This is a genomic window from Nonomuraea sp. NPDC052116 (assembly GCF_040680035.1).
Classification (GTDB): Bacteria; Actinomycetota; Actinomycetes; order Streptosporangiales; family Streptosporangiaceae; genus Nonomuraea; species Nonomuraea angiospora_A.
This window is the reverse complement of the sequence record NZ_JBFAWA010000066.1, coordinates 22523-36236: the sequence shown is the minus strand read 5'-3', so window position 1 is coordinate 36236 and position 13714 is coordinate 22523. Positions and strand designations below refer to the sequence as shown.

Genomic DNA, 13714 nt, shown 5'->3' with positions numbered 1-13714 from the left:
TTCTCGCCGACGAAGGCGATGACCTCGCCGCGTTTGATCTCGATCGAGACCTCGCGCAGGGCGGGCTCCTCGGAGCCGGGGTAGGTGAAGGTGATGTCCGTGGCCGTGATGCGTTCGAAGCTCTCGGGCACCGACGCCTCGCGCGCTGCGGGGACGCGGCGTTCGGCGTCGGCGCAGAACTCGAGGAAGTCGGTGAAGTACAGGCCCTCTTCGTACAGGCGGTTGGTGGCGTACATCAGGTTGGACAGCGAGGACTGGGCGGACCTGATCGCCAGGACCGCGGTGCCCGCCACCGCCAGCGGGATCGCGGCCAGGGCCAGGAGCACGCCGAGGGCGACGTAGACGAGGGCGGAGCCGAGGCCGCCGAGGGCCTCGCCGACCAGGCGGGCGAAGGTCTGGCGCCGGGCGAGCTTGAGCAGGACGTCCTGCTCTGCCCTGGCCACCGCGTCGTACATGCGCAGCAGGAAGCCGCGCATCGTGAACGAGCGCACCTCGGCCGCCGGCGCGCGGTTGGCCAGCAGCTCCGCGATGATCCACTTGCGGCGGTTGGCGGGGATGAGGGCGTAGAGCGTGGTGTAGCGCATCTTGGCGCTGCGGACCGCCGCCCAGGCGTCGGGCAGCACCGCCAGCAGGAGGAGCGGGAGCAGCACCGGATGGAGCACGCCGAGGACGCCGGCCACGGCCGCGATGCCGACCGCGGCCGTGACCACGTTGATGGCCGAGGTCACCACCGAGTCGGCCATGGCCACGCCGCGTAACCTGGCCCGCTGCAGCGCGTCGTGGAACTCGGGGTCGTCGTAGGCCACGAGCTCCACCCGGCTGGTCAGCCCGTACAGGCGCTCCTCGGTGAGCCGGCTCACCTGCGGGTCGAGGCGGGACTGCGCCCAGCCCGCGCCGGCCTGGACGCCGGTGCGGAGCGTCGCGGCCACCCCGACCAGCACGAGGCTGGGCAGCGCGGCCAGCACGCGATCGGGGGTGGGGCCCTCGCTGAAGAGGGCGCTGAGGACGCCGGTGGTCGCCAGCAGGCCGAAGGCCGTGAAGACGCCGCCGAGGAGGTTGAGCGTGATCGTGGCGAGGGTGTCGCGCCGGCCGGCCTGCCAGGCCATGCGCATCGCCTGTGCCACGAGTGACGGCAGCCGCCTGGCGATGGTCAGGAAACCGACCTCCGCCAGCTTGTCCTGATGGGCATGCCAGTCGGAGAAGGAGATCTCACCGAGCTCGAGCGGCTCATCGACCATGACTCGAGTGTGCCCACGGGCACTGACAGATCTCCACCGATTATGTCTGGGCGCGCGGCGTAGTTGGTGACACACTCACAGTGATGCTGCGATTCGCCGACTTCAGCGACCTGCCGGCCGAGCCGAACGCGTTCGTGGGCCGGGAGTCCGATCTAGATGAGCTCGCCCATCTGATGCGCGTCTCCCGGGCCGTGACCCTCTGCGGCGCGGGCGGCATCGGGAAGACCCGGCTGGCGATGCGGCTCGCGGCCCGGGTGGGCCCCGACCACCCGGGCGGCGTCTGGCTGATCGAGCTGGCCGACCTGGAGAAGGGCGAGCTGAGAGAGTACGTCGCCGCCGCACTCGGCATCGCGGGCGACCTGGCCGAGTCGATCGCGGGCCGGCGCGCGCTCCTGGTGCTCGACAACTGCGAGCCCGTGATCGGCGAGTGCGCGGAGCTGTGCCGTGACCTGCTCTGCGCCTGTCCGGGGCTCACCGTGCTGGCCACCAGCAGGGAGCCGCTGCGCGTGCCCGGCGAGACCGTGTGGCGGGTGCCTCCCCTGTCGGTGGGCGGGGAGGACAGCGAGGCCGTGCGGCTGTTCGTGGCCAGGGCCACCGCCGCCCGGCCCGACTTCGAGCTGACCGACGAGAGCCGGCCGCTGGTCACGGAGCTGTGCCAGGCGCTCGACGGCCTGCCGCTGGCGATCGAGCTGGCCGCCGCCATGGTGCGGGTCCTGTCCGTCCGCCAGCTCGTCGAGCGGCTGGACGACCGGTTCAGGCTGCTGGCGGGCGGCGCGCGTACGGCTCCGGCTCGGCACCGCACGCTCAGGGCCGCCGTGGACTGGAGCTACCGGCTGCTCTCCCCGCAGGAGCGGCTGCTGCTGCGCCGCACGGCCGCCTTCCGCTCCTCCTGGACGCTCGACCTCGCCGAGGCGGTCTGCTCGGGGCCGGGGCTGCCCGAGGAGGACGTGCTGCTCCGGCTGTGCGATCTGGTGGACAAGTCGCTGGTCGCGCTCGACGGCGAGATCGCCGGTCAGGCGCGCTACCGGCTGCTGGAGACCGTACGGGATTACGCGCTGGAGCAGCTCGCCGAGTCCGGCGAGGAGACGGAGCTGCGGCGCAGGCACCTGACGGCGCTGGCCGCGATGGCGAGCGGGTTCAAGGAGGCGATCGCGCCGGGCGCGCGCACGTCGTGGCCGGTGATCGAGCGGTACGTGAACCTGTTCGACGCGCTCAAGGTCGAGGTCGGCTCGGCCTGCGAGTGGTCGATCGCCATCGGCCTGCCGGAGACCGCGTTGAGCCTGCTGACCGACCTGCGATACCTGCTGGTCGGCAGCGGCAGGAAGCTCGACATGGCCGAGCGGCTCGACCGGCTGCTGGCCCTCGACGTCCCGCAGCTGCGGCCGGCGCTGCGTGGCCAGGCCACGATCCTGCGCGGCGAGCTGGCGCTGGCGGCGGGCGATCTCGAACTGGCCACGTGGTGCACCCGCGCCGGGCTCGATCTGTGCAGGTCCGTCGACGACGCGTACGGCGAGGCCGTCGGCACGATCGTGCTGGCCCAGCTCACCGGCGAGCCCGACACCCTGGCCCGCGCGCTGGAGCTGGCCAGGCGCTCCGGCGACCTCATCCTGGAGTCGCTGGCCCAGGGCACCCGGGCGCAGTTCGGCCTGCACCACGGCCGCCTGCGGGAGGCGCAGCGCGGGTTCGAGGAAGTGCTGGCGATCAACGAGGGGCTCGACAACCACGTGGGCCGGTCCTTCGCCCACATCGGGCTGGCCCAGGTCGCCAGGCGCTCGGGCGACCTCCCGACGGCCAAGCGGCACTACGAGTCGGGGCTGAGCCTGCTGCGGCACGTGGACGTCAGGCAGCAGATCGTGAGCTGCCTGGCCGGGCTCGGCAAGGTGGCGCTCGACCAGGGTGACCTGGTGGAGGCCAGGGCCAGGTTCACCGAGGCGCTGGTGCTCAGCCGCGACGCGGGGCTGCGCGCGGGCATCGCCAGGCGGCTGGAGGAGTGGGCGGTCCTGGTCTCCGCCGAGGGTGACCACCGGCGCGCGGTCCTGCTGGCCGCCGCCTCGGTGGCGCTGCGCAGCCGCCAGCCGGACGCGCGTACGGAGGACGTCCTGCGACCGGCGCGGACCGGGCTGGGCGAGGCCGTGGTCGGCAGGTTGTGGGCCGAGGGCGCGGGGATGACCGCCGAACAGGCCGTGGCGTGTGCCCTGGACGGCGCGCTGCCCGAACGCCCCACGGAGCCGGTCGTACCGGTCAACCAGGACAGCAGGCTCACCGTCAGGGAGCGCGAGATCGCCGAGTTGATCGCCCGAGGGCTCAGCAACCGGGCCATCGCCGACGAACTGGTCATCAGCCCGGCGACCGCCGCCCGCCACGTGGCCAACATCCTGTCCAAACTCGGCTTCTCCACACGTACACAGATCGCCGCATGGGTGATCGAGAGCCGCTGATCCGCGTACCTCTCTACACATCACGGAGCCTGCCGGTTTACATCGTCGAATGGCCATGTCAGCGCATGTGCGGCACCCATCTGCACACCTACCGTTGCTACGTGTGATCGGCCGCACCGACGTTCCACCCTTTGCGGTGCGGCCGATCCATCGGGGACGTCACGCGTCCACGCGGAGCTGGGCCTCCTCGGAGGGGTGGAGGTCCGGTTCCGGGCGCGTGGCAGCGGGCTCGAGTCGCGCAGGGCTCGGGCCCGCCCGCGGGAATGCACATCCGCCTACATAGATCGGTGGATGCTGTGCATGCCCGGCGGCCGTACGTTGGCGGTCATGAAGCCTGCCGCCTCGACCACCGGGACCGTGATCCATGAGGTGTTCCGCCAGGCGTACGAGCGCGGGGAGCGGCCGGCGCTCGTCGATCTGCGCGGCGGCCACGTCTACGGCTACCGCAGGCTGGTGACCGAGGTGACCCGGGCGGCCTCGGGGCTCGTACGCAGGGGCGCGCGGCGCGACCAGGTGGTGGGCGTGCACGTCTCGACGGCCGGCGCGCAGACGCTGGCCGTGCAAACCGTGCTCGCGGCGGGCGGCGTGGCGGCGCCGATCGACCCCGCGCTCGGCGCCGGGGAGATGGCCGCGTGGCTGCGCGAGTGCGACGCGCGCACCTTGATCACCACCCCCGACCTGGCGGAGACGGCGGTGCGGGCGGCCGACGAGTCCCGGGTGCGCCAGGTCGTCTCGCTGGGCACGGCGCTCGACACGATCGACTTCCGCTGCCTGCTCATGCTGGAGCCCACCCCGCTGCCCGCGCTCGACGCCAAGCGCCAGGACGCGCTGCTGACGGCGGACGGCCGCCGGATGTCCCACGCCGACCTGCTGTCCAGGATGGCGGAGCTCGACCTGCCCGTGGGCCTGGCCGAGTCCGACGTCGTGCTGACCACGTGGCCGCCCGACGGCCGGTGCGACCTGGTCGTCCTGGTCTGCCTGGGCGTGTCCAAGGGCGCGCTGGTGGTGGCCGCGGGCGGCGGCGATCCGCCCGGCACGAGCTACGACTTCAGCGTCACAGTGGTGACGAACCCCGACGGCGGGCTCGAGCGCGTCCGCTGAGTATGCGGAGCTGTTATCCGCCCATCCCTTGACGCCGCGCGGCGGGAAGTGGGTAGATGGCCGTTGGTTGACAACGTTGTCAAATCACCAACTTCGGGGGCTTCGAAGGGATGGTGTGCGATGCGACGGTGGTTAGCGACCGTCTCGATCTCGATCGTGAGCGCGTTGAGCCTGGTGGCCTGCGGTGGCGGCGGAGGCGGGCAGGCGTCCCAGTCTCCGGCGGCCAGTGGCGGCGGCGGAGAGAAGAAACAGGTTGAGGTCTTCTCCTGGTGGACGGGCCCCGGCGAGGCCGACGGCCTCCAGGCGATGAAGAAGATCTTCGAGCAGCAGAATCCGAACTACACATTCTTCGACGCCGCCGTGGCGGGCGGCTCCGGTGACAAGGCCAAGGCGCTGCTCCAGTCGAAGCTTCAGGCCAACACCCCGCCCGACACCTTCCAGGGGCACGCGGGCGCCGAATTGCAGGGCTACATCAAGGCCGGCAACCTTGAGGACCTGACCTTCCTGTACGACGAGCTGAAGCTGAAGGACGTCTTCCCCGCGCAGCTCGTCGATCAGATCAGCGTCGACGGCAAGATCTACTCGGTGCCGGTGAACATCCACCGCTCCAACGTGCTGTGGTTCAACCCGGCCGTGCTCAAGGACGCCGGCGTGGCCGCCGCGCCCAAGACGATCGACGAGTTCATCGCGGACCTGGAGAAGGTCAAGGCCAAGGGCAAGATCCCGCTGTCGATCGGCTCCGAGTGGACCGTCACCCATCTGATGGAGAACGTCCTGCTCGGCTCGATGGGCACCGACGCCTACAACGCGCTGTTCAAGCCGGGCGCCGACTGGAACAGCCCGCAGGTGACCAAGGCGCTGGAGAGCTTCGCCAAGATCATGTCGTACGCGGGCGACCCGCAGGACGACTGGCAGCCGGCCGCCAAGCAGGTGGCCGACGGCGAGGCCGCGTTCAACATCATGGGTGACTGGGCGTACGGCTACTTCCACAACCCGCCGGAGGGCGGCCTGGGCAAGAAGTCGAAGACGGACTTCGACTGGGCGCCGGCTCCCGGGACCGAGGGCACGTACATGTGGCTGTCCGACAGCTTCACCCTCCCCAAGGGCGCGAAGAACCGTGACGGGGCCATCGCCTGGCTGAAGGTCGCGGCCAGCAAGGAGGGCCAGGACGCCTTCAACCCCAAGAAGGGCTCCATCCCCGCCCGCAAGGACGCCGACCAGGCCCTCTACACCGACTACCTGGCCGACGCGCTGAAGGACTGGTCGAGCAACAAGCTCGCCGGGTCGATCCAGCACGGCGTCTCGGTCAACCAGCCGTGGCTGGCGGCGATCACCGAGTCGGTCGGCCTGTTCATCGGCAGCAAGGACGTCAAGGCCCTGCAGCAGGGGCTCGCCGACGCGGCCAAGTCCAACGCTCAGTAGCGAGGTCCGGCGGGCGCCGACCGGCGCCCGCCGGGTCCGTGGGAGGGAATGCTTGTGAGGCGGGCACGCACGTGGCTGCCCGGACTCCTCCTCGTCACGCCGTCGATCATCCTGATCGGCGTCTTCGTGTACGGCATGCTCGGCTGGAACTTCCGGCTGGCCATGACGGACAAGCACGATGAGGTGTCCGAGGGGAAGTTCGTGGGGCTGCGGAACTTCATCGACATCTGGGACCAGCCGCGATGGCACCTCTCGGTGAACCACGCGATCGTCTTCACGGTCGCGTTCGTGCTGGGCGCGCTCCTGCTCGGGTGGCTGCTGGCGTTCCTCATGGAGAAGGGGATCAGGGGCGAGGGGACGTTCCGGGCGATCTACCTGTTCCCGATGGCCATCTCGTTCGTCGCGACCGGCATCGTGTGGCGGTGGCTGATGAACTCGGGGACGGGGGAGCGGGCGGTCGGCCTGAACCGGCTGTTCGACTGGATCGGGCTGCCGCAGTGGCAGTGGTTCAGGGATCCGGACTGGGGGATGGCCGCGATGGCGATCCCCGCGATCTGGCAGATGTCCGGATATGTCATGGCATTGTTTTTGGCGGGCTTCCGCGGCGTGCCCGAGGAACTGCGGGAGGCCGCGCGGGTGGACGGCTGCACCGAGTGGGGCGTCTACCGGCACGTGGTGCTGCCCCTGCTCCGGCCGGTCACCCTGTCCGCGCTGATCATCCTGGGGCACATCTCGCTCAAGGTGTTCGACCTGATCGTGGCGGTGTCGGGCAAGCAGATCATCACGGACGTGCCCGCGGTGTTCATGTGGGTGGCGGTCTTCGACTCGCACGACCCGGCCAAGGGCGCCACGATCGCGTCGTACATCGTGCTGAGCGTGGCGATCTTCGTGATCCCGTACCTGATCTGGTCCGTGCGTAAGGAGAGGCGCTCATGACGGCGGTGGTCACGCGCCGGGCGGCCTTCCCCTGGCTGCGCTTCGGGCTGCTGATCCTCTTCGTGGTGATCTTCCTGATCCCCATCTACGTGCTGCTGGTCACCAGCTTCAAGCCGCTCACGGAGGCCGACCCCGGCCAGGCGTGGAACCTGCCGCGGACGTGGACGACCGAGGCGTGGCAGGTGGCCTGGGAGAAGCTGGCCCCCGGCCTGTGGAACAGCGTGCTGCTGGCCGTGCCGGGCTCGCTGCTGTCGTGCGCGCTCGGCTCCATGAACGGGTACGTGCTGTCCAAGTGGCGCTTCCCCGGGGCGGACGTGCTGTTCACGTTGTTCCTGTTCGGCATGTTCATCCCGTACCAGGGGGTCATGATCCCGCTGGTGCAACTGCTCGTGGGGCTGAACGAGCTGACCGGGCTGCAGGGCGTCTTCTACGGCGGCATCCCCGGGCTGGTGCTGGCCCACGTCGTGTACGGCATCCCGATCTGCACGCTGATCTTCCGCAACTACTACGTCACGATCCCCGACGAGCTGATCGAGGCCTCCCGGGTGGACGGGGCGGGCATGCTGAGGGCGTACTGGTCGGTGGTGCTGCCGGTGTCGGCGCCCGCGATCGCGGTGGTCGTCATCTGGCAGTTCACCTCGCTCTGGAACGACTTCCTGTTCGCCGTCTTCCTGACCGGGCCGACGAGCTGGCCCACGACCGTGATGCTGAACAACATCGCCGGTGCGCAGGCCACCCCGTACAGCCAGCAGATGGCGGCGGCCATCCTGTCGTCGATCCCGACGATGCTGATCTACGTCCTGCTGGGCAGGTTCTTCATGCGCGGGCTGATGGCGGGGGCGCTCAAGGGGTAGCCACGTGGGACAGGGGCTCGCCGCGTACGTAGCGGGCCACATCGGCGGCCACGATCGAGGCCGCCTTCATGGCCGTCTGCTTGCTGGCCCCGGCCAGGTGCGGAGTCATGATCAGGTTCGGGGTCGTGAGCAGGCGCGAGCCGGCCGGGATGGGCTCCTCCGGGAAGACGTCCATGGCGGCCCCGAACAGGTGGCCCGAGTCCAGCGCGTCGCACACGGCGCCGTAGTCGACCAGCGCGCCCCTGGCGCAGTTGACCAGGACCGAGCCGCGCGGCATGGCGGCGATCTCGGCCGCGCCGATCATGCCGTTGGTCTCGGGGGTGGCGCGGGCGTGCAGGGAGACGAAGTGGGAGCGCCGGAGCAGCTCGTCCAGCTCGACCCGGCCGGGCACGTCCACGTACGGGTCATAGACCAGGACCTCCGCGCCGAAGCCTTCGAGCATGCGGGCCACGCGGCGGCCGATGGCGCCGTAGCCGACCAGGCCGACCGTGTTGCCGTCCAGCTCGGGGCCGACGTTGTCGTACATGTAGTAGTCGCCCCGCCACACGCCCCCCGCCAGGTCGCCGTGCGTCTGGGGGATCCGGCGGGTGGCGGCCAGCAGCATGGCCAGGGTGTGCTCGGCGGTGGCCACCGCGTTGCGGCCCGGCGCGAACGTCACCGCCACGCCCGCCGCCGTGGCCGCCTCCAGGTTGGCGTTGACGGGCCCGCCCCGGCTCACGCAGAACAGCCGCAGGTCGGGAGAGGCGTCCAGGACACGCTTGGTCAAAGGGGCCATCTGGGTCACGCAGACCTCGACGCCGCGTAGCGCCTCGATCAGCTCGTCCTCCACGTCCGAGGCCTCGTCCACCTCGCCCACCCGGCCGAACGGCTCGACCGGCCACGGCAGCGTCAGCTCGCTGATGTCCAACTCGCCGGGGACCTCGCGCCTGAGCGCGTCGATGAGCAGGCGATTCTGGACGAAGTGGTCGCCCGCGGCAAGCACTCGGATGGTCAACGAACGGCTCCAATCGGGGAGTTGTACTGCAGCATCGCGGCCCGCCGCCCGGTGCGCAGGCGAAGCTCGGTCAGGGCACAGTTGTCCAGGCGCGGGAACAGCCGCCGGTACTCGCCGAGCGGCACCCCGATCAGGCGGCACAGGGTGAGCCTGATGGCGGTCGTGTGCGCGACCACCAGCACGCGCCCGTCCGGGTGGGCGGCGGCGATGTCGTCGAGGGCGGCCACGAATCGGTCGGCGGCCAGGCTCGGGTCCTCGCCGCCGGGCAGCGGATGCGCGGCGGGGTCGGACTCGAACGCGGCGCGGGCCTCGGGGAAGCGGGCCGACATCTCGGCCGAGGTCAGGCCCTCGCCCTCGCCGAAGTCCAGCTCGCGCAGCCTCGGGTCGGTCCGGAGCTCCACCTTCGCCTGGTCGGCGGCGGACGCGGCGGTGATCCGGGCCCGGCTGAGGGTGGAGGCCCACACGGCCGCCAGGCCCGCCTGACCGGCCCACTCGGCCAGCTGGACGGCCTGGGCGTGGCCGCGCGGGGTCAGCTCGATGTCGCTGATCCCCGCGTAGCGGTTCTCGGCGTGCCAGACGGTCTCGCCGTGGCGGACCAGGACGAGGTCGGTCATCGGGCGGTCCTCTCGCGTGCGTGCCGGGCGGCGGCCGGGTCGAGCCAGCCGCGCCCTTCCAGCTCGGTGACGAAGCGCAGGTAGGGCTCCGTGAAGTCGGCTCCCGACGGGTCGACGACCGCGCGGGTCCTGATCATCCGGCCGGGGTCGCCGCCCGCCAGGACGGCCATGCCCAGGGCGGGCTCGGCGTTCTCCCGGAGCGTCACCGGACGTCCCAGGACGTCCGCCCTGAGCCGGGTCCAGTACGCGCTGCGGGTGGCGCCGCCGGTCAGGATGATCTCGCCGTCCACGGGCGCGCCGAGGAGGTCGAGGTAGTCGAAGCAGAGGCGCTCGACGAAGGCCGCGCCGAGCAGGATCGCCGTGTAGCGCTCGACGTCGTCGGCCGGGCTGCCGAGCGTGAACCCCTCGGCGCCGGGCGCGTCGAACGGGAAGCGCTCGCCCCGCGAGACCAGCGGGTACGTGACGCTCCCGGGCGGGCCCGGCCGGGCGGCGGCCTGGGCGCTCAGCGCGTCGAGGTCGCGGCCGGGCAGGTCGCGGGAGAGCACGCCGGCGCCGGTGCTCGACGCGCCGCCCGGCAGCCACGAGCCGTCCGGCGCGCGGTGCGAGTAGACGACGCCGAGCGGGTCGTGGATCAGCTCCTTCGTCACGCCCTTGAGCACCAGCGTCGTGCCGAGCACCGAGTTCCAGCTCCCGACCCGGGTGGCGCCCGCGCCGAGCTGGGCCGCGCACCCGTCGGTGGTCCCGGCGATCACGGGCGTGCCCGCGGGGATGCCGGTCTCCTCGGCGGCGGCCGCGCAGACCACGCCCAGGCGGGTGCCGGGCCGTACGACCTCGGGGAGGATCTCCGCGGGCACGTCCAGGGCATCCAGCACCTCGGACGGCCAGCGCTCCTCGATGAGGTCCACGCCGGTCTTGAGCGCGTTGCTGAGGTCGGTGGCCACCTCGTGGCCGACGAGGCGCCGGTTGACGAAGTCGTTCTGGTGCGCGAGCCGGGCCCCGGCGGGGGCGTCCTGGAGCAGCCACAGGAGCTTGGGCAGCGCCCAGTTGGGCTGCATGCGCCGGTAGCCGAGCCGCTCCCACACGCGGGCGCCCGCCTCGTTGGCGCGACCGGCGTCGGCGCGCCGGTCGTCGTACATGAGGGCGGGCGTCAGCGCCCGGCCGTCAGGGCCGGTGAGCAGGATCGTTCCAGATGTGGCGGCCACGGCGACGCCCGCGACCTGCTCGGGAGGCACGTCGCGCAGCGCCTCTCGGGTGGCGGCGGCCAGCTCGCGCCACCACTGCTCGGGGTCCTGCTCGTGGCGGGGTCCGTCGCGGTGGCTGGTCAGCGGCCGGCCGGCCGTGCCGACCACCTGCCCGTCCCCGGAGACGGCCATCGCCCGCACGCTCTGGGTCCCGAGGTCGATGCCGATCCAGACACTCATGTACGGCCCCTCATCTCGGCCAGCAGCGGCCAGGAGACCGCGTTCGCCTGGCGCAGGGTCAAGAAGTCGTCGAACAGCCGGTCGTACGACGCCTGGCGGGCGGGGCTGGGTTCGAGCGCGTCGCGCAGCCGTACATGCTCCGAGGCGGCCGCCGCGATGGACGGGGCGGCGGCGGTGGCGGCCAGCCCCACCAGGTACGCACCCCGCGCGCCCACCTCGGCGTCGGCCGGGCGGCGCACGGGCAGGCCGGTGACATCGGCGATCAGCTGGAGCCAGGCGGTGCTGTTCGAACCGCCCCCGCACACGCGCAGCTCCGTGGGCGCGGCGCCGGTGGCGGCAAGGCAGTCGCGGATGACCATCGTCAGCCCTTCGAGCACCGCCCGCGCCACGTCCGGGCGGCCGTGCTCGAACGACATGCCCAGCAGCGACCCCCTGGCCAGCGGGTCCGAGAACGGCGCCCGCTCACCGGCGGGCGACATATACGGCAGGAATGTCAGCCCGCGCGCGCCCGGCTCGCTCAGCAGGGCCAGGTCGCCCAGCTCGGCCGGGCCGCTCAGCCCCATCATGCGGCACGTCCACTGCACCACCTCGGTGCCCGCGAACGTGGGGAAGGCCCGCAGGTAGCCGCCGGTCAGCGCGATCGTGATCCCGATCGGCTCGCCTTCCAGGTCGGCCGAGTCGACGATGACCTCGGTGCAGAGCGTGGTGCCGAGGATGCCGCACGCCTGCCCGGCCCGTACCGCGCCAGCGCCCAGCGCCGTGGCGGCGATGTCGTACGGGGCCATCACGACCGGCGTCCCGGCGGGCAGCCCCAGCGCGGAGGCCGCGTCCCGGGACAGCTCGGCGACGTGGCCGGAACGGATCGGGGGCAGCAGCCGCTCGGCCCACTCCGTGCCGAAGAGGGTCAGCAGCGCGGGGGAGTACGCCCGTGCCCGCAGGTCCATGAACGGCGCGGAGGCGTCGGACTCGTCGGCCGCCAGCTCCCCGGTCATCCGCGCGAAGATCCAGCCGCCGCAGGTGAGCATGGCGCTCGACCGCTCCAGCCGCCCGGGGTCGTTCGCGCGCAGCCAGGTCAGGATCGCGTGCGGCAGCCCGGAGGCGGCCGACGAGCCGTTGAGCCGGAACGCCTCGGCGGCGGTCCCGGAGCGGGTCCAGTCGTCCACGGCCGAGGCCGCCCTGGCGTCGTTCCAGAGGATCGCGGGGCCGGTCGGCTCGCCGTCCGGGCCGACCAGCCAGCAGCCGTCGCCCTGGGCGGTCACGGCCACGAAGTCGACCCCGTCCACCTGGGCGGCGACCTCGCGCACGGTGGCGGCGACCGCGTCCCAGACGGCGTTCATGTCCTGCTCGGCGTGGCCGGGCAGGGGCCTGGAGACCACGGTCTCCCGCCGGGCGACGAACGCCTCCGCACCCTCGGCGTCGTACCCGACCGCCTTGATGACCGTGGTGCCCGCGTCAACGCAGATGATCGCCATCAGGCCCTGCCGTGGGAGGTCCTCGACCGGCGCGACACGGAGTCGACGATCACGGCGAGCAGCAGCACCGCCCCGGTGACCACGAACCTGATCGACGAGTCGAGGTTGAGCAGGGTCAGGCCGCTGGAGATGGACTGGATGACGATGATCCCGAGCAGCGCGCCGAACGCGGTGCCGCGCCCGCCGAACAGGCTCGTCCCGCCGATCACGGCCGCCGCGATGGCGTTGAGGTTGACGTCGCCGCCGCCGCTGGACTGGTTGGCCGCCGCGAGCCGCGCCGCGGCCAGGATGCCGCCGACCGCGGCGAACGTCGAGCAGAGCACGAACACCGAGGTGTAGACGGCCCTGACGTTGATGCCGGCCCGGCGGGCGGCCTCCACGTTGCCGCCGACGGCGTAGACGGCCCGGCCCCACTTCGTCCGCGACAGCAGGTAGTGCATGATCAGCACGAGCGCCACGAAGAAGACGAACATCCAGCCGACACCGCGCGTCTGGCCCAGGTACCAGACCACGAAGGCCAGCACGACCAGCAGCGCCGCGCTCCTGACGGCCAGCGTGGACACGCTCCTGGCCGACAGCCCGGCCTTGCGCCGCTCCTGCGCGTGCAGGTATCCGGTGACGAACAGCCAGACGGCCGCGACGACCGCGAACGTGTACGACAGCCAGGCCGGTACGAAGTCGAGCTGCGCGAAGTTCACCAGGCCCGAGTCGAAGGGCAGGTTGATCGACCCCTTGGTGCCCAGCACGTACAGCTGGAGCCCGAGGAAGGCGAGCAGGCCGGCCAGCGTGATCACGAAGCTCGGCACCCCGAACCGGTTGAACAGCTGCCCGTACAGCCAGCCGACGACCGCCCCCATGATCACCGCCGCGGCGATGGCCAGCCAGACCGGCAGCCCCTGGCCCACGAACAGCACCGCGAGCACCGCTCCCGACAGCCCGCTGACCGAGCCGACGGACAGGTCGATCTGGCCCACCAGCAGCACGCAGACGATGCCGAGCGAGATGATGCCGACGGCGGCGGACTCCAGGGTGAGGTTCACCAGGTTCGCGCTGGACAGGAAGATCGGGTTCAGGACCTGCAGGACCGTCCAGATGACCACGAGCCCGACCACGACGGGGATGACGCCCAGGTCGCCGCCGCGGGCCCGCTCGATCACGTCGGCGAGCGCGCCGCGCAGGCCGTCGCGGTCCTGCAGCCGCTCGTCCTGGCGGTCTGTCGTCACT

General features: G+C 71.8%; 11 protein-coding genes. 5 read left to right on the top strand and 6 right to left on the bottom strand.

The features are described from left to right. Nucleotides 1-1238 (bottom strand): ABC transporter ATP-binding protein (locus AB0L65_RS60485; RefSeq protein WP_364266332.1); only part of this gene is annotated, 1238 nt, incomplete at its 3' end. Nucleotides 1239-1321: 83 nt separating this feature from the next. Between AB0L65_RS60485 and AB0L65_RS60480 the strand changes: the two genes are divergently transcribed. The 5 genes from AB0L65_RS60480 (at nucleotide 1322) to AB0L65_RS60460 (ending at nucleotide 7989) form a co-directional block, all read left to right on the top strand. Beyond that, nucleotides 1322-3676, top strand: coding sequence for a LuxR C-terminal-related transcriptional regulator (locus tag AB0L65_RS60480; protein ID WP_364266329.1), 2355 nt, complete (start codon nucleotides 1322-1324; stop codon nucleotides 3674-3676). Nucleotides 3677-4003: 327 nt separating this feature from the next. Beyond that, nucleotides 4004-4777: an AMP-binding protein gene (locus tag AB0L65_RS60475; RefSeq protein WP_364266326.1), complete on the top strand. Its 774-nt coding sequence runs from the start codon at nucleotides 4004-4006 to the stop codon at nucleotides 4775-4777. 120 nt (nucleotides 4778-4897) lie between these two features. Then, nucleotides 4898-6199, top strand: coding sequence for an ABC transporter substrate-binding protein (locus tag AB0L65_RS60470; RefSeq protein ID WP_364266323.1), 1302 nt, complete (start codon nucleotides 4898-4900; stop codon nucleotides 6197-6199). Between the two features lie 54 nt (nucleotides 6200-6253). Beyond that, on the top strand, nucleotides 6254-7135 hold the full coding sequence (locus tag AB0L65_RS60465; protein WP_350741636.1) for a sugar ABC transporter permease: 882 nt from the start codon (nucleotides 6254-6256) through the stop codon (nucleotides 7133-7135). Then, nucleotides 7132-7989, top strand: coding sequence for a carbohydrate ABC transporter permease (locus AB0L65_RS60460; RefSeq protein WP_364266319.1), 858 nt, complete (start codon nucleotides 7132-7134; stop codon nucleotides 7987-7989). Before AB0L65_RS60465 ends, AB0L65_RS60460 begins: the two co-directional genes overlap by 4 nt. Here the strand turns inward: AB0L65_RS60460 and AB0L65_RS60455 are convergent. The 5 genes from AB0L65_RS60455 to AB0L65_RS60435 are packed head-to-tail and all read right to left on the bottom strand — an operon-like array spanning nucleotide 7979 to nucleotide 13713. Beyond that, nucleotides 7979-8983: a 2-hydroxyacid dehydrogenase gene (locus AB0L65_RS60455; RefSeq protein ID WP_364266316.1), complete on the bottom strand. Its 1005-nt coding sequence runs from the start codon at nucleotides 8981-8983 to the stop codon at nucleotides 7979-7981. The two genes, AB0L65_RS60460 and AB0L65_RS60455, sit on opposite strands and share 11 nt — an antisense overlap. Next, a complete protein-coding gene (locus AB0L65_RS60450) occupies nucleotides 8980-9597 on the bottom strand; it encodes a histidine phosphatase family protein (RefSeq protein ID WP_364266313.1) in 618 nt (205 codons plus the stop codon). Before AB0L65_RS60450 ends, AB0L65_RS60455 begins: the two co-directional genes overlap by 4 nt. Continuing rightward, on the bottom strand, nucleotides 9594-11018 hold the full coding sequence (locus tag AB0L65_RS60445) for an FGGY family carbohydrate kinase (RefSeq protein ID WP_364266310.1): 1425 nt from the start codon (nucleotides 11016-11018) through the stop codon (nucleotides 9594-9596). Before AB0L65_RS60445 ends, AB0L65_RS60450 begins: the two co-directional genes overlap by 4 nt. Then, entirely contained in the window at nucleotides 11015-12490 is a 1476-nt protein-coding gene (locus tag AB0L65_RS60440; RefSeq protein WP_364266307.1) for an FGGY-family carbohydrate kinase, read from the bottom strand. Before AB0L65_RS60440 ends, AB0L65_RS60445 begins: the two co-directional genes overlap by 4 nt. Beyond that, the gene (locus AB0L65_RS60435) at nucleotides 12490-13713 is read right to left on the bottom strand and encodes a sugar ABC transporter permease (protein ID WP_364266338.1); all 1224 of its coding nucleotides are present in this window, start codon (nucleotides 13711-13713) and stop codon (nucleotides 12490-12492) included. The genes AB0L65_RS60440 and AB0L65_RS60435 overlap by 1 nt, the downstream gene beginning before the upstream one ends. Between the last annotated feature and the right edge of the window lies 1 nt (nucleotide 13714).